24 protein-coding genes are annotated in these 22,617 nt (G+C 65.3%); 19 read left to right on the top strand and 5 right to left on the bottom strand.

The window, feature by feature from the left end; genetic code table 11:
* Positions 1 to 45 precede the first annotated feature (45 nt).
* The 11 genes from AAC640_RS06735 (at position 46) to AAC640_RS06685 (ending at position 9,905) form a co-directional block, all read left to right on the top strand.
* The gene (locus AAC640_RS06735; protein WP_340265316.1) at positions 46 to 453 is read left to right on the top strand and encodes a phage tail tube protein; all 408 of its coding nucleotides are present in this window, start codon (positions 46 to 48) and stop codon (positions 451 to 453) included.
* Positions 450 to 764 (top strand): gene transfer agent family protein, encoded by a 315-nt coding sequence (locus AAC640_RS06730; RefSeq protein ID WP_340265315.1) that lies wholly within the window; start codon positions 450 to 452, stop codon positions 762 to 764. The genes AAC640_RS06735 and AAC640_RS06730 overlap by 4 nt, the downstream gene beginning before the upstream one ends.
* Positions 761 to 1,024 (top strand): phage tail assembly chaperone, encoded by a 264-nt coding sequence (locus AAC640_RS06725; RefSeq protein ID WP_340265314.1) that lies wholly within the window; start codon positions 761 to 763, stop codon positions 1,022 to 1,024. Before AAC640_RS06730 ends, AAC640_RS06725 begins: the two co-directional genes overlap by 4 nt.
* A gap of 46 nt (positions 1,025 to 1,070) precedes the next feature.
* The gene (locus tag AAC640_RS06720; protein WP_340265313.1) at positions 1,071 to 1,619 is read left to right on the top strand and encodes a tail tape measure protein; all 549 of its coding nucleotides are present in this window, start codon (positions 1,071 to 1,073) and stop codon (positions 1,617 to 1,619) included.
* Positions 1,616 to 3,946, top strand: coding sequence for a DUF2460 domain-containing protein (locus AAC640_RS06715; RefSeq protein WP_340265312.1), 2,331 nt, complete (start codon positions 1,616 to 1,618; stop codon positions 3,944 to 3,946). Before AAC640_RS06720 ends, AAC640_RS06715 begins: the two co-directional genes overlap by 4 nt.
* Positions 3,943 to 4,758 carry a DUF2163 domain-containing protein gene (locus AAC640_RS06710; RefSeq protein WP_340265311.1) on the top strand — a complete coding sequence of 272 codons (816 nt, stop codon included), beginning with the start codon at positions 3,943 to 3,945 and terminating at the stop codon, positions 4,756 to 4,758. The genes AAC640_RS06715 and AAC640_RS06710 overlap by 4 nt, the downstream gene beginning before the upstream one ends.
* Positions 4,755 to 5,150: an NlpC/P60 family protein gene (locus AAC640_RS06705; RefSeq protein ID WP_340265310.1), complete on the top strand. Its 396-nt coding sequence runs from the start codon at positions 4,755 to 4,757 to the stop codon at positions 5,148 to 5,150. Before AAC640_RS06710 ends, AAC640_RS06705 begins: the two co-directional genes overlap by 4 nt.
* A gap of 11 nt (positions 5,151 to 5,161) precedes the next feature.
* Complete coding sequence (locus AAC640_RS06700; RefSeq protein ID WP_340265309.1) at positions 5,162 to 7,351, top strand: phage tail protein; 2,190 nt, start codon at positions 5,162 to 5,164, stop codon at positions 7,349 to 7,351.
* Positions 7,352 to 7,378: 27 nt separating this feature from the next.
* Entirely contained in the window at positions 7,379 to 7,885 is a 507-nt protein-coding gene (locus AAC640_RS06695; RefSeq protein ID WP_340265308.1) for a DUF2793 domain-containing protein, read from the top strand.
* 179 nt (positions 7,886 to 8,064) lie between these two features.
* A complete protein-coding gene (locus AAC640_RS06690; protein WP_340265307.1) occupies positions 8,065 to 9,135 on the top strand; it encodes an OmpA family protein in 1,071 nt (356 codons plus the stop codon).
* 221 nt (positions 9,136 to 9,356) lie between these two features.
* Complete coding sequence (locus AAC640_RS06685) at positions 9,357 to 9,905, top strand: superoxide dismutase family protein (RefSeq protein WP_340265306.1); 549 nt, start codon at positions 9,357 to 9,359, stop codon at positions 9,903 to 9,905.
* A 7-nt stretch (positions 9,906 to 9,912) separates the two neighbouring features.
* Here AAC640_RS06685 and thpR read toward each other — a convergent pair whose 3' ends face one another.
* Positions 9,913 to 10,473, bottom strand: a complete 561-nt coding sequence (gene thpR / locus AAC640_RS06680) for an RNA 2',3'-cyclic phosphodiesterase (RefSeq protein ID WP_340265305.1) — start codon at positions 10,471 to 10,473, stop codon at positions 9,913 to 9,915.
* 122 nt (positions 10,474 to 10,595) lie between these two features.
* Between thpR and AAC640_RS06675 the strand changes: the two genes are divergently transcribed.
* Entirely contained in the window at positions 10,596 to 11,333 is a 738-nt protein-coding gene (locus tag AAC640_RS06675; RefSeq protein ID WP_340265304.1) for a Bax inhibitor-1/YccA family protein, read from the top strand.
* A 55-nt stretch (positions 11,334 to 11,388) separates the two neighbouring features.
* Here the strand turns inward: AAC640_RS06675 and AAC640_RS06670 are convergent, their stop codons facing one another.
* The 3 genes from AAC640_RS06670 to AAC640_RS06660 all read right to left on the bottom strand — a co-directional run bounded on the left by AAC640_RS06670 (position 11,389) and on the right by AAC640_RS06660 (position 14,913).
* Entirely contained in the window at positions 11,389 to 12,018 is a 630-nt protein-coding gene (locus AAC640_RS06670; protein ID WP_340265375.1) for a glutathione S-transferase family protein, read from the bottom strand.
* 223 nt (positions 12,019 to 12,241) lie between these two features.
* A complete protein-coding gene (gene clpA / locus AAC640_RS06665) occupies positions 12,242 to 14,560 on the bottom strand; it encodes an ATP-dependent Clp protease ATP-binding subunit ClpA (protein ID WP_340265303.1) in 2,319 nt (772 codons plus the stop codon).
* Between the two features lie 155 nt (positions 14,561 to 14,715).
* A complete protein-coding gene (locus tag AAC640_RS06660; RefSeq protein ID WP_340265302.1) occupies positions 14,716 to 14,913 on the bottom strand; it encodes a DUF1192 domain-containing protein in 198 nt (65 codons plus the stop codon).
* Between the two features lie 101 nt (positions 14,914 to 15,014).
* Here AAC640_RS06660 and AAC640_RS06655 point away from each other — a divergent pair, with 101 nt between their 5' ends.
* The 7 genes from AAC640_RS06655 to AAC640_RS06625 all read left to right on the top strand — a co-directional run bounded on the left by AAC640_RS06655 (position 15,015) and on the right by AAC640_RS06625 (position 21,634).
* The gene (locus AAC640_RS06655; RefSeq protein WP_340265301.1) at positions 15,015 to 16,019 is read left to right on the top strand and encodes an NAD(P)H-quinone oxidoreductase; all 1,005 of its coding nucleotides are present in this window, start codon (positions 15,015 to 15,017) and stop codon (positions 16,017 to 16,019) included.
* A gap of 101 nt (positions 16,020 to 16,120) precedes the next feature.
* Positions 16,121 to 16,984, top strand: coding sequence for a UDP-2,3-diacylglucosamine diphosphatase (locus AAC640_RS06650; protein WP_340265300.1), 864 nt, complete (start codon positions 16,121 to 16,123; stop codon positions 16,982 to 16,984).
* Between the two features lie 16 nt (positions 16,985 to 17,000).
* A complete protein-coding gene (locus AAC640_RS06645) occupies positions 17,001 to 18,029 on the top strand; it encodes a glycosyltransferase family 4 protein (protein WP_340265374.1) in 1,029 nt (342 codons plus the stop codon).
* Between the two features lie 114 nt (positions 18,030 to 18,143).
* Positions 18,144 to 18,827 carry a DUF1013 domain-containing protein gene (locus AAC640_RS06640; RefSeq protein WP_340265373.1) on the top strand — a complete coding sequence of 228 codons (684 nt, stop codon included), beginning with the start codon at positions 18,144 to 18,146 and terminating at the stop codon, positions 18,825 to 18,827.
* 154 nt (positions 18,828 to 18,981) lie between these two features.
* Positions 18,982 to 20,688 (top strand): long-chain-fatty-acid--CoA ligase, encoded by a 1,707-nt coding sequence (locus AAC640_RS06635; RefSeq protein WP_340265299.1) that lies wholly within the window; start codon positions 18,982 to 18,984, stop codon positions 20,686 to 20,688.
* 42 nt (positions 20,689 to 20,730) lie between these two features.
* Positions 20,731 to 21,264, top strand: coding sequence for a peptide-methionine (S)-S-oxide reductase MsrA (msrA, locus tag AAC640_RS06630; RefSeq protein ID WP_340265298.1), 534 nt, complete (start codon positions 20,731 to 20,733; stop codon positions 21,262 to 21,264).
* 100 nt (positions 21,265 to 21,364) lie between these two features.
* Positions 21,365 to 21,634, top strand: a complete 270-nt coding sequence (locus AAC640_RS06625; protein ID WP_340265297.1) for a hypothetical protein — start codon at positions 21,365 to 21,367, stop codon at positions 21,632 to 21,634.
* An 18-nt stretch (positions 21,635 to 21,652) separates the two neighbouring features.
* Here the strand turns inward: AAC640_RS06625 and AAC640_RS06620 are convergent, their stop codons facing one another.
* On the bottom strand, positions 21,653 to 22,609 hold the full coding sequence (locus AAC640_RS06620; protein WP_340265296.1) for an L-threonylcarbamoyladenylate synthase: 957 nt from the start codon (positions 22,607 to 22,609) through the stop codon (positions 21,653 to 21,655).
* Between the last annotated feature and the right edge of the window lie 8 nt (positions 22,610 to 22,617).

Here is a 22,617-nt window from a genome sequence, read left to right as displayed (position 1 = left end):
CCAAGTCCCAATTCCTACACGGTTTATCTTACAGGAGAATGCGCCATGAGCGTCGAAAAGGGAAGTGCGTTTCTGTTGAAGGTGGGCGATGGCGGATCGCCGGCCGCCTATGCGACGGTCGCGGGGATGCGGACCACGCAGCTGTCGGTGAACGGCGAAGGCGTCAACGTCACGTCGAAGGATTCGGGGGGCTGGCGCGAACTTCTGTCGGGCGCGGGAGTGCGGTCGGTCAGCGTGTCGGCGGCGGGGATATTCACCGGATCGGCGGCGGAAGTACGCGTCCGCAACCATGCGCTGGCCGGCACGATCGAAGAGTATGAGCTGAGCTTCGAAAGCGGCGAGCGCATGCGCGGACGATTCCTGGTGACGCGGCTCGACTATGCGGGCGACTATAATGGCGAGCGCAACTATGCGCTAAGCCTGGAAAGCTCCGGCCCGGTGGTGTCCCAATGAGCGGGGTGGCGAACCCCGCGCGGGGCGAGATCGCGCTGGAGATGGGCGACGACAGGCTGCGGCTGCGGCCGAGCTTCGCCGCGCTGGTGGCGGCGGAGGAGGAGCTGGGGCCGTTGTTCGACCTGGTCGACAGGGCGGCGGATGGCAAATTGGCCCTGTCCGACATCGCGGCGTTGTTCTGGCACTGTCTGGTCGACCCGCCGCAGGGGTGGACGCGCGAAGGGCTGGGCGAGGCGATCGTCGAGGCCGGGCTGGCGAAGCTGTCGCCGGTGCTGCGCGGGATATTCAAACAGATACTGGCGGGACGATGAACTTCTTCAAGGCAGCGGCGCGGCTGGCGGGCGTGGCCGGCTGGCTGCTGGGGTGGCGGCCGGACGAGTTCTGGCGCGCGACGCCAGCGGAACTGGAGGCCGTGTTGCGCGCGGCCAGGGGCGAGGAGGCCCCCGCGGCGGGGATGGATGCGCGGGAACTGGAGCGATTGCGGGCGGTGATGCCGGATCAGGAGCGCGCGCTCCCGTTTCTCGACGGCGCTCGAAACGAACGGCCTTGGGGCGGTGGGTCCCGCTCCTGACCCCTCATCTGAAAAGGGAGGGGTTTTTTAGTCCTGGAGGCAAGGGATGGACGAGGAAATTGAGACGTTGGTGGTGCGGGTGCGCGCCGACACGCAAGGCCTGGCACGGGATGTCGAGGCGATGCGTGGAGAGATGGAAGGGCCGCTGGCGAGTGGCGCGGAGCGGGCGGGTCGGCGGATCGAGCAGGGATTGTTGCGCGCCGTCCGATCGGGCCGCTTCGGCTTTGAGGAATTGAGGCGGGTCGCTTCGGCGGCGCTGGAGGAGATCGCGGCGGGCGCGGTGCGGTCGGCGGCCGGGAGCATTGGCGGGACCGGGGGTGCGCTGTTGAATCTGGCTTCGATGGCCCTGGGCTTGCCCGGCCGGGCGACCGGCGGGCCGGTGGCGCCGGGGCGGGCCTATGTCGTGGGCGAGCGCGGGCCGGAGTTGTTCGTGCCGACGACCAGCGGGCAGGTCGTCGCCCATGGCGGCGGGGCGCGGGATGTGCGCGTGCAGATTGCCGTGTCGGGACGGGGCGAGGGACGGGATAGCGCGCGGATGCTGGCGCGCAGCGCGCGGCAGGTGGCGCGGGCGGTGAAGGGGGCACTGAACGGATGAGCGGGCTTGATTACTGGCTGGCCGAGGCCCGGCGCGGGCAGGAGACGCGCTTCATGAAGCGGTTCGCGCCGACCCACTGGACCGTCAATTTCCCCCGGCCGATGATGGCGAGCATCGTGACAATGGCGGCGGACGCGCTGCGCGTGGATGCGGTTTTCTACGGCTCTGGCGATCTGGCGGGGTTGATCTGGGAAGCGGAGGACAAATGGAGTCATCCTCTGCTGGCCTATGAGACGGCGCGGGATTTTCGACAATGCGTGCTGCGGTTCCGCTGGCGCAGCGGGGGCCTCAAGCGGCTGGACGAGGTGCATGGGCCGACGCTGACGATCGAGGGGCGCGACGCGGCGGGCGCGCCGCGCAACTGGTATGTGCGGCTGTGGAACTATGCGAGCGGTGATCCGCAAGATGCGGACATCGTGCTGGATTTCGCGGCGCTGGATGGCGGCTTCCTGCTGCCGGGCGAGGCCGATCCGGTCTGGGCGGGCGATGTCGACCGGATGTTCGTCTCGCTGGCGCCGCCCGGTTATGATGCGGGCGTCACCCCCTTCGCGGCTGGGGTCGAGGGTTGGGCTGAATTGTCCGACATGCGTTGCGAGGGGGCGGGATCGACGCTGGGCGTCGGCGATGTGATGCTGCCCGAACATGGGCTGTCGATGGCGACGGGCTATGACGACTGCTTCAATCAGACACCGGAGCGGATCGTCGCATCGATCCATGCGCTCGGCTATCGCGGCGACATCAACCATTATGTGGGGATGAGCCATTATTTCCGGCTCGAACCGCTGGGCGGGGGCTTATACATCAGCCTTGCGAGCGGGGTGCTGAACGCGCCTTGCGCGGCGTGGCACGCGGACTTCGCGGCGCGGGCGAAGGCGCTGGGCTTCGGGATCATCTGGTCGCTGTCCTATGAGCTGCTGGACGCCCATTGCTGGAACGACTGGAAGCAGCGGGCGGAAAATGGCGATCCGGCGCTGACGGGCTGGGTGCCGGCATCGACGCTGCTGTCGCCAGCCCATGCGGGAGCGATGAGCTATTTGCGGCTGGTGGCGGGCGCATTTGTTTCCATAGGCTTGGCGACAGGTATTCCGATCAAATTTCAGGTGGGCGAGCCGTGGTGGTGGGTGATGCCGGGCGACGGGCGCATCTGCCTCTATGACGATGCGGCGCAGGCAGCCTTTGGCGGGAGCCCGGTGTCGATCCCGGACGTGAGGGGGACGCTGACCGCTGCGCAGAAGGGATTGCTGGACCAGGCGGGCGCGGTGCTCGCGGCGTCGACGGCGGCGCTGTGCGCGTGGGTCAAAGGGATCGCGCCAGATGCGGTGACGCATCTGCTGGCCTATCTGCCGACCGTGCTCGATCCGCTGGCGCCCGAAGCGAAGCGGGCCAACATGCCGGTCGGTTGGGCATCGCCGGCCTTCGATGTGTTGCAGCTGGAAGATTATGACTGGGTGACGGAAGGGCGGCGGAGCCTGACCGCGCGCGGCGTGGAACTGGCGACGGCGCGCCTCGGCTATCCGGTCGAGCAGCAACATTATTTTTCGGGCTTCGTGCTGCTGCCAAGCCAAGCCGCGCAGTGGCGGCGGATTGCCGATGCCGCCGAGGCGTCGATGGCGCGAGGGACGGCGGCGACCTTCATCTGGGCGCTGCCGCAGGTGGCGCGCGACGGCTTCACCTGCTTTCGATTACAGGGGGACGAACCTATGCAGGCATTTGACGATGTGGCCTTTCCTCTGGCCATCGGGCGGGAGGCGAGCCTGGCGCCCGCCTTTTCGACGCAGATCGTCGAGAGCCCTTCGGGGCATGAGCGGCGCAGTAGCGACTGGGCTGACGCGCGGCTGTCCTTCGATGCCGGACCGGGCGTGCGGTCGGAAGCGGACATGGCCGCGCTGATCGCTTTCTTCCGGGCGCGTCGGGGGGCGGCGCGAGGCTTCCGCTTCACCGATCCCTATGACGACCGCAGTTGCGCCATGGACGAGGAACCGGGCGCGCTCGACCAGCGGCTGGGCATCGGCGACGGCGCGCGGACGGAGTTTGCGTTGCAGCGCTTCTACGGCGAGGGCGAGGAGGCGCAGGCGCGGCGGATCACGCGGCCGGTGGCGGGATCGATCCGGTTGGCGCTGAATGGCGTCGAATTGACGGACGGGTGGAGCCATGTCGGGATGGGCGTCATTGCGTTCGATACCGCCCCGACGGCGGGCGCGGTGCTGACGGCGGGATTCCGGTTCGACGTGCCGGTGCGCTTTGCCGAGGACCGGCTGGATATCAGTCGCGCGACCTTCGCGGCGGGCGAGGCGCCTTCGGTGCCCCTGGTGGAGATACGCGAATGAGCGGGCTGGAGGGGCTGGACAAGGAACTGGCGACGCTGGCCTTTTGCTGGCGGCTGGAGCGGCGCGACGGCGTGACGATTGGCCTAACCAGCCATGATCGCGACCTGGAGGTGGGGCATGTCCGCTACCGCGCGGCGCCGGGGATGACGCCGTCGGCGGTCCGCAGCGGGATCACGGCGCAGGGCGGCGACACCGATCTCGAGGGCGCGCTGGTTGCCGACGCGATCAGCGAGGGCGACCTGATGGCCGGGCGCTGGGACGGCGCGGCGCTGGAGCTGCGCCTGACCGAATGGGAGGCGCCCGGCGAGATGTGGCTGCTGCTGGCGCGCGGGGAGATCGGCAGCGTGGCGCGGCGGGGCGGGGCCTTCACGGCGGAACTGGTGGGGGCGATGGCGGCGCTGGGGGCGCCCGTCGCGCCCTCGACCTCGCCCGATTGCCGGGCGCGGCTGGGTGACCGGCAGTGCCGGGTCGACATGGCCGGGCGACGCCGGATCGCGACGGTGAGCAGCGTGGCCGATGCGGTGGCCAGCATCGGTGGGCTCACGGCCGGGGCCTATGCCTTTGGCACGCTGCGCTGGCTGGGTGGCGCCAATGGCGGGATGGTGCAGGGGGTCGTGGACAATGGCGCGGAGACTGTGACGCTGGCTGATCCGCCGGCCTTCGCGGTGGAAGCGGGGACGCTGGCGCTGCTGACCGAAGGGTGCGACCGGCAGCTGGAGACGTGCCGCAGCCGCTTTGCCAATGTGCTCAACTTTCGTGGCGAGCCCTACCTGCCGGGAACGGATCTGCTGACCCGCTATCTGGGCGCATGAGTGGCCTGGCAGAGCGGATCGTGGCGGCGGCGCGCGATCTTCTTGGCGTGCGCTTCCGGCTGCAGGGGCACAGCGCGGAGCGGGGGCTCGATTGCGTCGGACTGACGCAACTGGTGCTGGCGCGTGCCGGGCATGGCGTGGCGGCGCCGCGCGAATATGGGCTGCGATTTGGCGATGAGTGGCGGGCGCGGAGCTGGCTGGCGGGGGCGGGGCTGAAACCCGCGGACGATGCGCGGCCGGGCGATATCGCGCTGGTGCGGCCGGGGCCGCTGCAACTGCATCTGATGATCGTGGTGCCCGGAGGGCATGTCCACGCCCATGCCGGGCTGGGCCGCGTGGTCGAAACGCCGGGCGCTTCGCCCTGGCCGGTCATCGGTCACTGGCGAATATAAGAGGAAAAGACATGGCGACTTTGGTGCTGACCGCGCTGGGAACGGCGATCGGCGGACCGATCGGCGCTGCCATCGGCGGACTGATCGGCAATGCGTTCGACCAGAATATTCTGTTCCGCCCCAGGGGACGCGAGGGGCGGCGGCTGGCCGACCTGCAATTGCAGACGTCGACCTATGGCACGCAGATCCCGAAGCTGTTCGGGACGATGCGTGTCGCGGGAACTGTGATCTGGGCAACCGACCTCAAGGAGCAGCGGCACAAAAGTGGCGGCGGCAAGGGACGGCCGAGCGTCACAAGCTACAGCTATTCCGCCAGCTTCGCCGTCGCCTTGTCCGCGCGGGCGGTGCGGTCGGTCGGGCGCATCTGGGCCGACGGCAATCTGCTGCGGGGCGCGGCGGGCGATTTCAAGACGGAAGTCGGCGCTTTTCGCCTGCATGCCGGAGGAGAGGAACAGGGGGTGGATCCGCTCATGGCCTCGGCCGAGGGGCTGGATCGCACGCCGGCCCATCGTGGCATCGCCTATGTGTTGTTCGAGGATCTGCAGCTCGCCGACTTTGGCAACCGGATTCCATCGCTGACCTTTGAAGTGGAGGCTGACGAGGGGCCGGTGTCGACCGGCGCGATCGGGTCTGATCTCAGCGGAGGGATGCTCGGCGGTGATGCGCTGGCGGCGCTGGGCGGCTTTGCGGCCGGCGGCGCCAGCATGGCCGATGCGATCGCGCCGCTGGCCGAGGCGTGGGATCTTGGCTTTGTGAGCGCTGAGGACGGCCTGTGGCTGAAGGGGACCAGTGGCGCCATCGCAGCGGATATCGGCACGACATCGCTGTGCCGGCGCAGCAACGGCCGTGCGCTGGATGCGGTGGAGCAGGCGGCAAGCAGTGCGGAGTCGGTGCCAGTGACCCTTGCGCTGCGCCATTATGATGCGGCGCGCGACTATCAGGCAGGCGTGCAGCGGGTGAGCCGTCCGGGGCCGGGCCGCACCGAGGAGGGCATCGACCTGCCGGCGCAGTTGCCGGCCGATGACGCGCGGGCAGTCGCGGCGAGGCGGCTCGGCCATGGCTGGGCGGGCCGGTCGACCATCACCCTGCGCTGCGGCTGGGACGCGCTGCGCCACGAGGCGGGGGACGTTGTAAGCATCGAGGGCAGTCCAGGGCGCTGGCGCATCGAGGAGCGCGAGTGGGAAGCGATGGCCGTGCGGCTGGCGCTGCGCCGGGTGCCCGGCGGGGAAGCGCCCCTTCCTGCCGGCGCTTCGTCGGGGGCGATTGTCCGGCAGGGCGACGCGCCGCATGGACCTACGACGCTGTTGCTGATCGACCTGCCGTCGCTCACGGAAGGGGCGACGGCGCCCCTCATCGTCGCCGCCGCGAGCGGAGGGGCCGGGTGGCGTGGCGCGGCGCTGTTTGCGATGAGCGAGGCCGGCGAGGCGATGCCGATCGGGCGGACGGCGCCGAGGGCGGTCATGGGTCAAGCGGACGCCGCGCTGGCGCCTGGCAGCGCGACACTGGTGGACGAGATCAGCCAGCTGGACGTCACGCTGCTGGCGGATGACATGGCGCTGGGCGATGCCGACGAGGCGGCGATCGCGGCGGGGCGGAATCTTTGCCTGCTGGGCGCCGAACTGATCCAGTTTTCGCGCGCGGTCCAGACGGGGGCGCGGAGTTTCCGCCTGACGGGGCTGCGGCGCGGGTTGTGCGGAACCGAATGGGCGATGGCTAGCCATGCCGTCGGGGAGCCCTTTCTGCTGGTCGAGCAGGAGCGTCTGATGGAACCATTCGCCATGCAACCGGCTCCCGAGATCGGCAGCCTTGTGCGGGTGGCGGCCGTGGGCGTGGGTGACATGGAACCGGTGCAATCGGGGGTGCTGGTGAGCGGTGAGGCGGTCACGCCCTGGGCGCCGGTCCATCTCGACGCGGCGCCCGACGGGACGGGCGGACTGGCCCTTCGCTGGACGCGGCGAAGCAGGAACGGGGGGCGCTGGCTCAGCGGCGGCGATGTGCCGCTGGCGGAGGAAAGCGAGTGCTATGAACTGCGGTTGCTGGCCGGCGACGCGCTGGTGCGCCGGGTGGAGACCGATCAACCCGGCTGGACTTATGACGCCGCGATGATCGCTGCCGATGGCGGCGCGGCCGATCGGGTGGAGGTGCGGCAGGTCGGCACGTTCGCGGTCGGCCGGCCGGCGAGGCTGGCTCTTCCGGCCTGAGTTCCTCAGAAAAACAATTGAAGGATGATGACGATGATCGATGTGACGCCCCGCTGGGCGCTCCCCCAGCTCTTTGCAGGACAGGCGCAGAAGGAAGTCTTTCACAACGAGGCGCTGGCGAGGATCGACATGCTGCTGCACGGCTACGCCGAAAGCGCGGATATTGCCGGGCCGCCCGTTTCCCCGGTGGCCGGCCAGTGCTGGATCGTCGCGGCTGGCGCCAGCGGCGCTTGGAGCGGGCAGGAGGGATCGGTGGCCTGCTGGACGGAAGGCGGCTGGCGCTTTGCCGCGCCCCGCGCCGGATTGAGCCTCTGGGTCGATGATCGGGGCCATGCGATGCAGCATGATGGTGCCGGATGGGGGGACGCGGCGCTGCGCGAGGATGGGCTTTATGTCAGCGGCACGCGCGTCGTGTGCGATCGGCAGGCGGCGATCGCCGATCCATCGGGCGGCACGACGATCGACGGCGAAGCGAGAGGCGTGGTGGTCGCGATCCTGTCGGTATTGAGAACCCACGGCCTCATCGCTCCATGACTTGGGACCTGTTTATTCATTACAATATGGCTATCGGATTTTAGCCTGCACGGAGATATGGGATCACGTTCCTGATGTATTTTCGCAACAGTTCCAGCAAATGTGGACTTGCCATGAAACTTTCCAGTCGATACAGGGTTTCAGCAGTCCTTCGTGACATTTATGAAAGGGGAATTCAGATGCGGAAGCTTGCCCTCGCGGCTGTGCTTGCGACCAGCGCCCTGGCCACTCCGGCCTTTGCGCGTGACAATAGCTGGTATGTCGGTGTCGACGCCGGCGTTGTCCTTGTCGAAGATCAGGACATCGATTTTACGTCCGGTGCCGTCACCACGACCGTTCCCAACGTCGACTATCACAAGGGCTGGGAAGGCGACGCCAACATCGGCTATGACTTTGGCGGTTTCCGCCTGGAAGCCGAGACGGCCTACAAGCGCGCCAAGGTTGACCTGAGCAAGAGCGGTTTCGGCGGTTCTGCCTCCGCGCTTTCGTTCATGGTGAACGGTTTGCTCGACTTTGGTCCTGACGATGGCCTGCAGGGCTTCGTCGGCGGTGGTGCCGGCGTTTCGCGCGGCAAGCTGGCGAATGATCTGGTCAATGACTCCGACACCGGTTTCGCCTGGCAGGCGATCGCGGGCGTTCGCTATCCCCTGACCAGCCACGTCGATGTCTCGTTGAAGTATCGCTTCTTCAACCAGGACAACATCAAGGTGGTTAACGCATATCCGAACGTTGCCCGCGGTATTGCGGCGGGTTCGTCGGTTGAAACCAGGCTGCGTACTCACAGCATCCTGCTCGGCCTGGCGTACAACTTCGGTGAGCCGGCTGCTCCCCCGCCGCCTCCCCCGCCGCCTCCCCCGCCGCCGCCGCCTCCCCCGCCGCCGCCTCCGCCGGTCGCCGAGTGCAGCCCTGGGCCGTACATTGTCTTCTTCGAATGGGACAAGTCGGACATCACGCCTGATGCCGCCACCATTCTGGACAACGCGGTTTCGGCCTACAGCAACTGCGGCAGCGCCCAGGTCATGCTGGCGGGTTATGCGGACCGTTCGGGTTCGGCCTCGTACAACGTTGGCCTGTCCCAGCGCCGCGCTGACTCGGTCAAGGCCTACATGGCCTCGAAGGGCATCCCTGACGGTGTGATGACGACCCAGGCGTTCGGTGAATCGAACCCCCGCGTCGAGACCGCCGACGGCGTTCGCGAACTGCAGAACCGTCGCGTGGAAATCACCTACGGTCCCGGTTCGGGTCAATAAGGAACGTCCATCCTTCTGGATGGAAGATGGTTGGGGGCCGGTCGCGAGACCGGCCCCTTTCCTTTTGCGCGACGGCTGGAAAGGGCTGGGCATGCGCGAGGCCGGCCGGACGAAGCTGGGCGCTCGGAACGCATAAATAAGATGACAATATCGACTGTGTGCGCAACAAAGATGATCTTGCCGCGTTCGCCGGGCATGCTTTTCTGGAGATCGGAAATATCATGAAGAAGGCTGCTCTTGTCTTCGCCCTTCCCATCCTTGCGCCATTGGCAGCGTGCGCTGGCGCGAATGGAGACGTTTCCGCCATGTCGCCCGCGCTGCCTTCGGCGACGGCCACCCTGCTGGCGAGCGACGGCTCGGCGCGTGGCTCTGCGACAGTGACGGAATCATCCGACGGGCTTCATGTCACGGTTCGAGCCAGCGGGCTGACGCCGGGCCAGCATGCGGTCCATGTTCACACTACCGGCAGTTGTACACCGCCTGATTTCGCAAGCGCGGGCGGCCATTGGAATCCGACAGGGCGCCACCATGGCAAGGATAACCCAGCCGGCATGCATATGGGTGACATGCCGAACATGCTGGTCGGTGCCGACGGCAAGGGGGAGATGGACTATGTCATCGCTGGCGGCATGCTCCGCGGCGGCGCCACTCCGCTGCTCGACGCAGACGGAGCGGCGATCGTTATCCACGCCCAGGCCGACGATAATATGAGCGACCCGGCCGGCAATGCAGGCGGTCGTGTGGCTTGCGGGGTGCTGACGGCTTCCTGATCCGCGTCTATTCAAGCGACGGACGGAAATCCCGCCCGTCGCCGGGATACAGGACCGCCATGCGGTAGCGGGCACCATCGGGACCGAGCTGACTTTCGAACAGCGCAAAGCTTTCCACCAGGAACGGCGCGCTTTTGAAAGCGGCGTGGCGCGCCTCAAAGGTTTCGGTCGAACCGGCGCTACGATTGAGGCGGGCGAGAGTGATGTGGGGCAGGTAGGCGCGGTCGTCAGCGGGCAGGCCGATGCCGACACAGGCGCGATCCACCTTGCGATGCAACTGAGCGAGTCCGTCGCGCGGTTGAACCCCCGCCCACAAAGTATCGACATGGCCCTTGCGCTCAAACCGGCCCAGGCCGGAAAGCGCGATCGGGAAAGGATCGAAACGGATCCTCCCCAGGCTATCTGCAAGATCGTCGGCCTGGTGAGGATCAAGCTCCCCTGCGAAACGCAGCGTCAGGTGAAGCTGGTCTTCGTTCTGCCAGCGCGCATTGGCGATGCCGCCCATCAGCGACAGCAACTGATGTCTGATGTCTTCCGGCGGGCGTATGGCGATGAACAGGCGATGCATGAAGGATGATATAGGGATGCTGTGGTCTGTCGTCAGCGGGCGCGACCATGGCTTGAATTGCGCGAGAATAGCGCCGATAATGGTGACACCGGCGCAACGGCGTCGGCGAAGGAGATTTTCTGATGGCCAATTGGTCTGATCCCCGTTCCGGCGTGGCCGGTTTTGGCGGCACCACGGTTGCCCGCGGTGAGGCATTCGATGCGGGCCTGCGCAGCTATATGCTGTCGGTCTATAATTATATGGCCAGCGGCGTGCTGTTGACCGGCGTTGTCGCGATGTTGTTTGCCTCGAGCGGTCTTGCGGCCGGCATTTTCTTCGGGCCCGGCATCCTCAAATATGTGGTGATGTTCGCGCCGCTTGCGTTCGTGATGGTTTTGAGTTTCGGCATCGGCCGCCTGTCCACCTTTGCCACCCAGGCGCTTTACTGGGCCTATGCGGCGGTGATGGGAGTGTCGCTTTCCTACATCTTCCTTGCCTATACCGGCGTATCGATCGCGCAGACCTTTTTTGCGGCCGCCGCGTCGTTCGCTGGCCTCAGCCTGTGGGGCTATACGACGAAGAAGAACCTGTCGGGCTTCGGCACCTTCCTGATCATGGGTGTCGTCGGGCTTCTGGTGGCTTCGCTGATCAATCTGTTCCTGCGATCGAGCGCGATGGACATGGTCATCAGCTTCATCGGCGTTTTGCTGTTCGCAGGTCTGACGGCCTATGACACGCAGAAGATCAAGAGCATCTACGTTCATGTCGCGGGCACGGAGATGATGGGCAAGTCGGTGGTGATGGGCGCGTTGAGCCTTTATCTCGACTTCATCAACATGTTCCTGTTCCTGCTGCGCTTCATGGGCAGCCAGCGCAACTGAGCATAATGGCGGCAAGATCAAAGGCCCGGCGGAATGATCCGCCGGGCCTTTTCTTTTAGGCGGGCTTCTGCATCTGCGCGATCAGGGCGTTGTCCAGTTCCTTCTGGCGCTGGTAGGCGGGTCGTTCGCGCAGCCGGGCGGCATAGGCCTCGAAGGCAGGGCAGCTGGGCATCGTGCCGAAGCTCAGGCCCCAGTCGATCTGCGCCCCGACATAGACGTCCGCGGCCGTGAACTGATCGCCGCAGATCCAGGCCGGGCCGGAAACGGCGCTTTCCAGTGCATCGATCGTGCGATCGAATGTGCCATAGCCCGCCATGCGCTCCCGGCCTTCGGGAACCTCAAAGCCCAAGGCCTTGTTGGTGACGGCCGCTTCCACCGGCCCGGCGGCGAAGAAGAGCCAGCGATAATAGGCCGCGCGATCGTCGGGTGATGGCGCGAGGCGAGCGGCGGGGAAAGCATCGGCCAGATAGGCGCATATCGCAGCGCATTCCGTCACCACCTTGCCGGCGTGGACGATGGCGGGGACTTTGCCCATGGGATTGATCGCCAGATAGTCAGGCGCCTTCATGCCGCTGTCATAGTCCAGGATGACCATTTCATACGGTTGTCCAACTTCCTCCAGTATCCAGCGGGCAATCTGCCCTCGGGACATGGGATTGGTGTAGAGGGTGATACCAGTCACGATTGAGGTCCTTTCAGTTGCATGACGGCTGCTTGCCCGCGCCGGGATGATGAACCGCGAGCCTCTTCTGGTCCACAGCTCAAAAGAGGAGGTTGCCTGTCGATGGGATGGTCGGGAAGATTTCCAGACCTTTCGGGACAAGGGCTGCAGGGCCGGTGAGACAGGAGCTAGAAAAAAGGGCGGTCCAAATGGACCGCCCTGTCTCGACTATTCTGAGGTCTTGGCCTTATTTGGCCGGTTCCGCCGGCTTCGCCTTTCCACCCTTCTTGCCCTTCTTGGGCGCGGAAGGCGTGATTTCGAAGGCGAGGGCATCGTCTTTCAGGCGAACATGGACTTCGCCGCCATGGACGAGCTTTCCGAACAACAGTTCCTCGGCCAGGGGCTGCTTGATCTTCTCCTGCATCAGGCGGCCCATCGGACGCGCGCCGTACAGCTTGTCATAGCCCTTCTTGGTGAGCCATTTCTTCGCCTCGTCATCCAGCGTGATATGCACGTCGCGGTCGGCCAGTTGCAGTTCGAGCTGGAGCACGAACTTGTCGATGACCCGGGCAACGATCTCTGGCGGCAGATAGCCGAACGGCACGATCGCATCGAGACGATTGCGAAATTCCGGAGTGAAGAGCTTCTTCACCGCATCTTCCTGCGCATCCTCGCGGGTCAATTCGCCGAAGCCGATGCTTTCCTTCGCCATGTCGGAAGCGCCGGCGTTGGTGGTCATGATGAGGATGGTGTTACGGAAATCCACCGTCTTGCCGTGATGATCGGTCAGGCGCCCGTTGTCCATCACCTGCAACAGGATGTTGAACAGGTCGGGATGTGCCTTCTCGATCTCGTCCAGCAGCAGCACGCTGTGCGGTTGCTGGTCGACCGCATCGGTCAGCAGGCCACCCTGATCATAACCCACATAGCCCGGAGGCGCACCGATCAGGCGGCTGACCGAATGCCGCTCCATATATTCGGACATGTCGAACCGCTGCAGGGGGATGCCGAGCAGATTGGCAAGCTGGCGCGCGACTTCCGTCTTGCCGACGCCGGTGGGGCCGGAAAACAGATAGTTGCCGATCGGCTTGTCGGGATCGCGCAGGCCCGCTCGCGACAGCTTGATCGCGGAGGACAGCACCTCGATCGCCCGGTTCTGGCCAAACACCACGCGCTTCAGATCCGTGTCGAGCGTTTCCAGCACCGACTTGTCGTCCGCGGACACGGTCTTGGGGGGGATGCGGGCCATGGTGGCGATGACCTGCTCGATCTCCTTGGGCGTGATGGTCTTCTTGCGCTTGCTGGGCACCACCAGCATCTGCATCGCGCCGACCTCGTCGATCACGTCGATCGCCTTGTCGGGCAGCTTGCGGTCGTTGATGTAGCGCGCCGAAAGCTCCACCGCCGCCTTGATCGCGTCGGGCGTGTAGCGGACGTTGTGATGCTCCTCAAAGGCGCTGCGCAGCCCGGCGAGGATCTTGATTGTGTCCTCGACCGTAGGCTCGTTCACGTCGATCTTTTGGAACCGGCGCAGCAGCGCGCGGTCCTTTTCGAAATGATTGCGGAACTCCTTGTAGGTGGTTGAACCGATACAGCGGATCGTGCCGCCCGACAGCGCGGGCTTCAGGAGGTTCGACGCATCCATCGCTCCGCCGCTGGTCGCGCCAGCGCCGATCACGGTGTGGATTTCGTCGATGAAGAGCACCGCATGCGGCATCTTTTCCAGTTCGGTCACGACCGCCTTCAGCCGCTCCTCAAAATCGCCGCGATAGCGCGTCCCGGCGAGCAGCGCGCCCATGTCGAGCGAGTAGATCACCGCTTCCTTGAGCACGTCGGGCACCTCGCCCTCGACGATCTTGCGCGCGAGGCCCTCCGCGATGGCGGTCTTACCCACGCCCGGATCGCCCACATAGAGCGGGTTGTTCTTGGACCGGCGGCACAGGATCTGGATCGTCCGGTCGACTTCGGCGCTACGGCCGATCAGCGGGTCAACCTTGCCCCGCGCCGCCTTCTCATTGAGGTTGACCGTGAACTGCTCCAAGGCACTGTCCTTCTTGCCCTTGCTGTCCTGAGTCTTCTTTTCCTCTTCCTGAGCGCCCTTGGTTTCGCGCTGCTCAGGTGCGGCCGTCCCCTTACCGACGCCATGGCTGATATAGCTCACGGCATCCAGGCGGCTCATGTCCTGCTGCTGGAGGAAATAGACGGCGTAGCTCTCCCTCTCGGAGAAAAGCGCGACGAGCACATTGGCGCCGGTCACTTCGTCTTTCCCCGAGGATTGGACGTGCAGGATGGCGCGCTGGACAACACGCTGGAAGCCGCTGGTCGGGGAGGGGTCGGTTGAACCCTCGACCTTGAGACTGTCGAGTTCACTGTCGAGATACTGGGTGACGGCGTCGCCCAGTTCGCCAAGCTCCACACCGCATGCCTGCATCACCTTCGACGCATGTTCATCGTCGATCAGCGCGAGGAGCAGATGCTCCAGCGTCGCATATTCGTGACGCCGCTCCGACGCGTGGGTCAGCGCGTTGTGCAGGGTGGTTTCAAGGGCGGGTGCGAAAGATGGCATGTCTTATACTCCTGACCCCATTTGAGGGGCTGTCTTGAACCATATGTCGGCATTGCTCGACAGCGGATCAAGATGGGTATCCTGACCACCGGAATTGCCAGACTGCCCGTGCCCGTCGAGACCATTTGAAGAGTCGCAAAGGGCAGGGCGCGGGTTCATCGCTTGAATAACGCCTCGGCAGTTGTCTTGTGGTTAACGGCGTCTTCAATTTTTGATCGGGTGCGGGCTATCTCACCCTCCAGCGCTGTGATGCGCGCTTCCAGATCGGTCACGGACAGCGGCCCCAGATCCTGTCTAAGCAGTTGGGCCAGCGGATCATCGGCTTTTGCCGGGCGATCGTCGTCCATGTCCATGAGGTGCAATGTTGACCGCCCGGGTCAGTCTGTCAATAAGGCGCAGATGGCCGTTCGTCGATTTCGAGTGCGGCGCAACATCAGCGCGAAGGGGCGGCTTCATGGCGCTTGGGAATGCATTGCCGGACGAGATGATCGCGATCGTTGCGCCGGTGCCTGGCGGGCCTGAGGCGCTGGTGATCGAGCGCCGTCCCGTCCCTGTTCCCGCCGCCGATGAAGTGCTGATCCGCGTCGCGGCAGCGGGCGTCAATCGTCCGGACGTGTTGCAGCGGCAGGGCAAATACCCGCCACCGCCAGGAGCGTCCGATATACCCGGGCTGGAGGTCGGGGGGACGATCGTCGCGGCAGGCGCGGGCGCGGATCAGCTGGTCGGGCAGCGAGTATGCGCGCTGCTGGCCGGGGGCGGCTATGCCGAATATGCGGTGGCGCCGGCCGGGCAGTGCCTGCCCGTGCCTGACGGCTATGATCTGGTCGAAGCGGCAGCGCTGCCGGAAACGCTCTTCACCGTATGGACCAACCTGTTCGAGCGGGCCTATGTCGTCGCCGGCGACGCGGTGTTGGTCCATGGCGGAACCAGCGGCATTGGCACCATGGCGATTTCGCTCTGCCGGCTGTTCGATATCACGATCATCGTCACCTGCGGCAGCGACGCCAAATGCGACCAGGCAAGAAGCTGGGGCGCACATCATGCAATCAATTACCGCGCACAGGATTTCGTTTCCGAAGTGAATCGGATCACCGGAGGCAGAGGTGTTCAGGCGGTGCTCGACATGGTGGGCGGCGACTATGTCCCTCGTAACCTGCAATGCCTGGCTGACGATGGACGTCACATATCCATCGCGATGCAGGCAGGCGCCAAGGCGACGATCTTCCTGCCGGCGCTCATGAGCAAGCGGCTGACGCTCACCGGGTCAACCCTGCGACCGCGGTCCTCCGCCTTCAAGAGCCTGGTGGCAGATGAACTGATGCGGGTCGTGTGGCCCTTCGTCGAACAGGGCAAGCTGCGGCCTGCCATGGATACGCGCTTTCCCCTGACGCAGGCTGCTGAGGCGCATGCGCGCATCGACGGAGGCGACCATTTCGGCAAGATCGTGCTGACGGTCTGATCCCGTCACGCCGTCACACAGGCGTCATATCCGGTGCGGAACTGTAACATGCAGCCGCTAAGGATTCGATCCCGAGGATAATCGTTCCGAGGGGTCGGATCATGAATGCCATCTCCCGCTTGCCTTTCCTTGCAGACCTTGAGGAAGGCCATGGCGCGGACTTCGAGATTGCCGAACGGGAAGGCGAGCGCCGCCGCTATCGCACAATCTGGATTTCCGATATTCATCTTGGCACGCGCGGCTGCAACGCCCGGATGCTGATCGACTTTCTCGACAGCGTCGATAGCGACACCATGTACCTGGTCGGCGACATCATCGACGGGTGGCGGCTGAAGAGGCGCTTTTACTGGCCGGCGGCGCACAATGACGTGGTCTGGCGAGTGATGAAACGAGCCAAGCGCGGCACGCGCGTCGTCTATATCCCCGGCAACCATGACGAAATGTTCCGCCAGTTCACCGGCATGAGCTTCGGTGGGGTCGAAATCCGGCGCAAGGCGATCCACATCACCGCCGACGACCGCAAGCTGCTGGTTCTGCATGGCGACGAGTTCGACACGATCATGCTGGCGCACCGCTGGCTCGCCTTCGTGGGCGACGCGGCCTACACGATGATGATGCGCCTCAACGTCATCGTCAACGCGGTGCGGCAGCGTATGGGGCTGCCTTACTGGTCGCTGAGCAAGATGGCCAAGCACAAGGTCAAGAACGCGGTCGAGTTCATTTCCAAGTTCGAGGATGTGGTGGCGCACGAAGCGGCGACGCGCGGGGTCGACGGCGTGGTGTGCGGCCATATCCATAATGCCGAAATGCGCCAGATCGCCGGCATCGATTATTATAATGACGGCGATTGGGTGGAAGGCTGCACGGCGCTCGTCGAACATTTCGACGGGCGCATGGAAGTGCTGCACTGGGCGGACGAGATCGCGGCGCGCGGCATGGACACGCCCGCCCGGATCGCGGCCTGACAGGGTGACCGAGCCGATGCGGATCGTGGTCGTCACGGATGCCTGGTCGCCGCAGGTGAACGGGGTGGTCCGCACGCTCCAGACGATGCATTCCGAACTGGAGAAGATGGGACACGCGGTGAGGGTGATCTCGCCCGATCTCTACCCGTCCCTTCCGTGCCCCACCTATCCGGAAATCCGCCTGGCCTTCGCGCGGTCGAGCGTGGTGGGGCAGGCGATCGCCGCTTTCCGTCCGGACGCGGTCCACCTCGCGACCGAAGGACCGCTCTGTCTGGCCGCGCGGCGCTGGTGCATCCGGGGCGGGGTGCCTTTCACTACCGCCTATCACACCCATTTTCCCGACTATCTCGCCCATCGCACGGGGCTGCCGGCTGCGTGGTTCTGGCGCTATATCCGCTGGTTCCATGGGCCAGCCCGCGCCGTGCTGGCGTCGACCCGGTCGGTGCGCCAGCAGTTGCGCGCCCACGGCCTGCCGCAGGTGCGCGCGTGGGGCAGGGGAGTGGACCTGACCGCCTTCACGCCGGACGCGCCGCCGCCCGCGCTGTTCGCGCAACTTCCCCGGCCGATCCAGCTCTACGTCGGCCGGGTCGCTGTCGAAAAAAACCTCGAAGCCTTTCTGGCGAACGACCATCCGGGCACCAAGGTGGTGGTGGGCGATGGCCCGGCCCGTTCGACGCTGGAGCGCGCCTATCCCGACGCGCATTTCCTGGGCGCGATGTTCAGCGCCGACCTCGCCGGCGTCTATGCCGGCGCGGACGTCTTCGTCTTCCCCAGCCGGACCGACACATTCGGCCTGGTGATGATCGAGGCGCTCGCCTGCGGGACGCCGGTTGCCGGCTATCCGGTGACCGGCCCGATCGACATAATCACCCCGGACAGCGGCGCGCTGTCCGACCGGATCGAGGATGCCATCGCCGCCGCGCTGCTATGCGACAGCAAGGCCTGCGTCGCATACGGTCGCAGCTTCAGTTGGGAACGCAGCGTTCAGGAGTTCCTTACAGGGCTCCACTGCATCGATCCGCAGCTGATGGACAGCGCGGCCTGACGCTTTTCCTTGCCCGGCGGCAAGGGATGCATTATCTCAGGTCGGGCGTGGCCGCCCTGCTTGGGCGGCCCTTGTCATTTTTAGTGCCGGAGAATTCCTGTGTCCCAGCCTCTCATGCCCCATGCGACCGCCAGCTGGCTGGTCGACAATACCGCGCTGAGCTTCGATCAGATCGCGGATTTTTGCGGGCTGCACATTCTGGAAGTGCAGGCGATCGCCGATGATACCGCCGGCACCAAATATACCGGCCGCGATCCCGTGCGCGCGCATGAAGTCACGATGGAGGAAATCCACAAGGGCGAGAGCAATCCCGACTATCGCCTGAAGATGCTGAAAGGGCCGGAGCCCGTCCGCCGCACCAAGGGGCCGCGCTACACGCCGGTTTCCAAGCGGCAGGATAAGCCGGACGGCATAGCCTGGATCCTGCGCAATCACCCGGAAATTTCGGACGGCGCGATCGGCAAGCTGATTGGCACCACGCGCACCACGATTGCCGCGATCCGCGACCGCACGCACTGGAACATCTCCAACATCGTTCCCAAGGACCCGGTGACGCTGGGTCTCTGCTCGCAGCGGGAACTGGATGCGCTGGTTACGCGGGCAGCGAAGAAAGCCGGGATCGAGGCACCCACCGATTCGCGCCTGGACGGTGACCGCGAGGCGCTGATCGAGGAACTGCGCCGCGAACGCGATGATGCCGCCCGCCGCGCGGAAGAGGCGCTCAAGAGCGAGTCCGAACTGATTTCGGGTGCTGCCAGGATACTGGACCCGTTCAGCGACAATAAGGGGCATGTTTGATTTCCTGCCCGCGCGGACATCGATAACGGCCTAAGCTTCGACGCCATGCTGACCCCGGTCGGCATGGCGTTTGTCGTTTCACCCCCGCCATGGCCCCGGCGCCCTTTCTGCTTTACGCTTGCGTAAAGTGGTCGCCTGACCTAGGGTTTGTTCAATGGAGAGCGGCAAAGAGGTCTGGAAAGACCATTATAATCATCCGGTCGCCTGGGATCAGGCTTTCCCCCCGATGTCGATGGTCGACATGGTTGTCGCCAGCGCCACGGCGAAGTCCGACGCGCCGATGATCGATTTCATGGGTCGGCACACCACGTACGGCGAAATGCTCCACACCATCCGCCGCGTCGCCAGGGGGTTGCAGCAGATGGGCGTGCAGCAGGGCGACCGGGTCGGCCTCTATCTGCCCAACGTGCCGCATTATGTCGCCGCCTATTATGGAGCGATGATGGCCGGGGCGACGGTCGTCAATTTTTCGCCGCTCTACTCCGCTGCCGAACTGGAGCATCAGGTCGAGGACAGCGGCACCAAAATCCTCTTCACCCTGTCGGCCAGGGCATTGCTGCCAACGGCCTTGGAAGTGTTGGACAACAGCAGCCTTGAAAGGCTGGTCGTGGGCTGCGTGGCGGAGGCGCTGCCGCCGACCAAGTCCGTGCTCTTCCGCCTGTTCAAGGGTAAGGAAACGCTGCCGATCCCGCACGACGCGCGCATCAGCCATTATGCCGACCTGCTGCATCATGGCGACGATCCCGCGCCTGTGGTCATCGATCCGGTGAACGATGTCGCGCTGCTGCAATATACCGGCGGCACCACCGGGCGCCCCAAGGGCGCGATGCTGACGCATCAGAACCTGACCGCCAACGCCCGCCAGGTCCGGTTGATCGATCCGCAGCCCGAAGCCGTCGATCGCATCATCGCGGTGCTGCCCTTCTTCCATGTTTTCGCCAATACCTGCGTGCTCAATCGCACGGTGCTGAACGGCGGCGAGATGGTGATGCTGCCCCGGTTCGAGGCGGTACAGGTGCTGGCAGCGGTGCAGCGCACGAAACCGAGTTCGATGCCCGGCGTGCCGACCATGTATCAGGCGCTGCTGGATCATCCCGCCACGCCCAACATCGATTTTTCCTCGCTGCGCCTGTGCATATCGGGCGGGGCGCCGCTGCCTCTGGAACTGAAGCAGCGTTTCGAGGCGGCCACCGGCGCGAAACTGGTCGAAGGCTATGGCCTCACTGAAAGCAGCCCGGTCGTGTGTTCCAACCCCTATGAAGGGCTGAACAAGGCTGGCACCGTCGGGCAGCCCGTCCCCGGCACCCGCGTGAAGCTGGTCGATCGGGAGGACCCGACCCGCCCGCCGCCCAAGGGCGAACCGGGCGAGCTGGTCTTTGCCGGGCCGCAGATCATGAAGGGTTATTGGAAGCGCCCGGACGCCGACAGGGACGTGTTCATCGGCGAGTGGCTGCGAACCGGCGACGTCGGGCTGATCGACGAGGATGGCTATGTGAAGATCGTCGATCGGCTGAAGGACATGATTTCCGTCGGCGGGTTCAAGGTTTTCCCGAGCGAGGTCGAGGCGGTCCTCTATCATCATCCGGCCGTCAAGGAGGCGCTGGTGATCGGGGTGCCGGATTCCTATCACGGCGAATGTCCCAAGGCGTTCGTGACGCTCCGGGAAGACGCCGACGTTGACGGCCCTGCACTCCGGGAATGGCTCAATCCGCAACTGGGCAAGCATGAAAAGGTGCGCGAGGTGGAAGTGCGGGCGAACCTCCCGCGAACGCTCGTGGGCAAGCTTTCGCGCAAGGAACTGGTGGCGGAAGAACGGGCCAAGGCCGAAACCGCGTCCGCCCCAACTGGACGGACGGGCTGAGCGTTCCTATCTCCTGCGGCCAGACATGATGAGGAACAGGACATGGCCCAGGAGATTGCGACGCTAGCGGGAGGCTGCTTCTGGTGTACCGAGGCGGTGTATCAGAATCTGAAAGGCGTCAGTGCGGTCGAAAGCGGCTATATCGGCGGCGCCGTCGCTGATCCGACCTATGAGGCGGTGTGTTCGGGCGGCACCGGCCATGCCGAGGCCATCCGCGTCACCTACGATCCGGCGGTTATTTCCTATGCTGATTTGCTGGATATTTTCTTCGCGACGCATGATCCGACGACGTTGAACCGGCAGGGTAACGACATCGGCACGCAATATCGCTCGGCGATCTTTCCCCATTCGCCCGATCAGGCGGCGGAAGCAAAGGCGGCGATCGCGCGCGCCCAGCCGGATCACACCAGCCCGATCGTCACCACGATCGAAGCCGATGCGCCCTGGTATCCGGCAGAGGATTATCATCAGAAATATTGGGACCGGGTAGGCGATCGCAATCCCTATTGCATCGCCGTCATCCCTCCCAAGCTCGCCAAGCTGCGCAAGGGCTTTGCCGATCGGATTGACGGCTGATCCCCCTGCCGCCTGCGGTTGATCGCAGAAAGAGGCGCGCTTAGGCTGAGGTTAATCAGGAGCGTGGCAGGCGGGCGGAAAATGAGGGTGATTGGACATCATGCGTAAAATCTGCACGCTGGCGCTGCCTGCCCTGATGTTGACGCTGCCGTGTTGCATTGCCAGGACCGCAGTCAATGTCGCGACGATGCCGGTACGGGCGGGCGCGCAGGTGGCGGACTGGGCCACGACCAGCCAGGATGAGGCCGATCGCAACTATGGCCGCAAGAAGATGCGCAAGCAGGAAGCGCGCGAGGCGCGCGAACGCAAGAAGGCCGAGGAGCAGCGCCGCCGCGATTGCCGGCGCGCGGGCTACGATGATTGCGGCTGATCGCGTCCGCCGCTCGGGTCAGGCCGCCGCTCGCCTCAACCGGTCGTTGATCGCGATGCCGATCCCCTCGTTCGGGATGGGCGCCACGGCGATGCGGGCCGCCCTGCTGGCGTCGGCCACATGCAGGGCGGCGAACAGGTTGGCGGCGGCTTCCTGAATATCCGCGTCCGGGCTGAGATTGATATTGCAGGGCATCAGCCCGAAGCCGATCAGATATTCATCCTCCTGCGCCCGCAGGGCGTTCAAACGCACCGGCTTCGACGGCGCATAGTGGCTTTCCAGCTGGCCCGGCGCTTCGATCTTCTCGTCGGCCCCGCCGATGGTTACCGGCAGGCCCGTCGCTTCTTCCAGCATGGCCGCGCTCACCGGACCCGGGCGCAACAGGCGGATGCGGTCGGCTTCCGGCGCCGCGATGGTGGATTCCAGTCCCTCGCTGGTCGGGCCTTCGTCCAGTATCAGCCGGATCCTGCCGTCGAGGCTGGCCAGCACATGATCGGCGCGCGTCGGGCTGATCGCACCGCTGCGGTTGGCGGACGGCGCGGCGAGCGGCCGTCCGCTCTCCCTGATGAGCGCGCGCATCGCCGGATGTGCGGGAAGGCGTAACGCGACGGTCGGCAGTCCCGCCATCACCAGGGGCGACAGGCCGCTGTCGTCCCGCACCGGCAGCACCAGGGTCAGCGCGCCCGGCCAGAAGCGGTCGGCAAGCCTGTCCGCGACCGGCGAGAAGATGGCCAGCCGCTCCGCCATCTCGCGATCCGCGACATGCACGATCAGCGGGTTGAAGCTGGGCCGTCCCTTCGCGCTGTAGATGGCCGCGACCGCGCTGGAATCCGTCGCGTCAGCCGCCAGGCCATAGACTGTTTCCGTCGGCACGGCGACTGGCTCACCCGCCCGGATCAGCAGCGCGGCCTCGCGCAGGCCTTCCGCGCCGTAGCGGCAGACCCTGGTGGAAAAGACTGGATTAGCGATCGTCACGACCCCGC

The sequence above is a fragment of the Sphingobium mellinum genome, assembly GCF_037860795.1.
Lineage (GTDB): Bacteria > Pseudomonadota > Alphaproteobacteria > Sphingomonadales > Sphingomonadaceae > Sphingobium > Sphingobium mellinum.
The sequence above is the reverse complement of the archived record's forward strand: the minus strand, read 5'-3'. Positions and strand labels throughout refer to the sequence as shown.

Excerpts from the sequence above, each read along its gene's own strand:
- AAC640_RS06735 (WP_340265316.1), top strand. The coding sequence starts at position 46 with ATGAGCGTCGAAAAGGGAAGTGCGTTTCTGTTGAAGGTGGGCGATGGC.
- AAC640_RS06730 (WP_340265315.1), top strand. The coding sequence starts at position 450 with ATGAGCGGGGTGGCGAACCCCGCGCGGGGCGAGATCGCGCTGGAGATG.
- AAC640_RS06725 (WP_340265314.1), top strand. The coding sequence starts at position 761 with ATGAACTTCTTCAAGGCAGCGGCGCGGCTGGCGGGCGTGGCCGGCTGG.
- AAC640_RS06720 (WP_340265313.1), top strand. The coding sequence starts at position 1,071 with ATGGACGAGGAAATTGAGACGTTGGTGGTGCGGGTGCGCGCCGACACG.
- AAC640_RS06715 (WP_340265312.1), top strand. The coding sequence starts at position 1,616 with ATGAGCGGGCTTGATTACTGGCTGGCCGAGGCCCGGCGCGGGCAGGAG.
- AAC640_RS06710 (WP_340265311.1), top strand. The coding sequence starts at position 3,943 with ATGAGCGGGCTGGAGGGGCTGGACAAGGAACTGGCGACGCTGGCCTTT.
- AAC640_RS06705 (WP_340265310.1), top strand. The coding sequence starts at position 4,755 with ATGAGTGGCCTGGCAGAGCGGATCGTGGCGGCGGCGCGCGATCTTCTT.
- AAC640_RS06700 (WP_340265309.1), top strand. The coding sequence starts at position 5,162 with ATGGCGACTTTGGTGCTGACCGCGCTGGGAACGGCGATCGGCGGACCG.
- AAC640_RS06695 (WP_340265308.1), top strand. The coding sequence starts at position 7,379 with ATGACGATGATCGATGTGACGCCCCGCTGGGCGCTCCCCCAGCTCTTT.
- AAC640_RS06690 (WP_340265307.1), top strand. The coding sequence starts at position 8,065 with ATGCGGAAGCTTGCCCTCGCGGCTGTGCTTGCGACCAGCGCCCTGGCC.
- AAC640_RS06685 (WP_340265306.1), top strand. The coding sequence starts at position 9,357 with ATGAAGAAGGCTGCTCTTGTCTTCGCCCTTCCCATCCTTGCGCCATTG.
- thpR (WP_340265305.1), bottom strand. The coding sequence starts at position 10,473 with ATGCATCGCCTGTTCATCGCCATACGCCCGCCGGAAGACATCAGACAT.
- AAC640_RS06675 (WP_340265304.1), top strand. The coding sequence starts at position 10,596 with ATGGCCAATTGGTCTGATCCCCGTTCCGGCGTGGCCGGTTTTGGCGGC.
- clpA (WP_340265303.1), bottom strand. The coding sequence starts at position 14,560 with ATGCCATCTTTCGCACCCGCCCTTGAAACCACCCTGCACAACGCGCTG.
- AAC640_RS06660 (WP_340265302.1), bottom strand. The coding sequence starts at position 14,913 with ATGGACATGGACGACGATCGCCCGGCAAAAGCCGATGATCCGCTGGCC.
- AAC640_RS06655 (WP_340265301.1), top strand. The coding sequence starts at position 15,015 with ATGGCGCTTGGGAATGCATTGCCGGACGAGATGATCGCGATCGTTGCG.
- AAC640_RS06650 (WP_340265300.1), top strand. The coding sequence starts at position 16,121 with ATGAATGCCATCTCCCGCTTGCCTTTCCTTGCAGACCTTGAGGAAGGC.
- AAC640_RS06645 (WP_340265374.1), top strand. The coding sequence starts at position 17,001 with ATGCGGATCGTGGTCGTCACGGATGCCTGGTCGCCGCAGGTGAACGGG.
- AAC640_RS06640 (WP_340265373.1), top strand. The coding sequence starts at position 18,144 with ATGCCCCATGCGACCGCCAGCTGGCTGGTCGACAATACCGCGCTGAGC.
- AAC640_RS06635 (WP_340265299.1), top strand. The coding sequence starts at position 18,982 with ATGGAGAGCGGCAAAGAGGTCTGGAAAGACCATTATAATCATCCGGTC.
- msrA (WP_340265298.1), top strand. The coding sequence starts at position 20,731 with ATGGCCCAGGAGATTGCGACGCTAGCGGGAGGCTGCTTCTGGTGTACC.
- AAC640_RS06625 (WP_340265297.1), top strand. The coding sequence starts at position 21,365 with ATGCGTAAAATCTGCACGCTGGCGCTGCCTGCCCTGATGTTGACGCTG.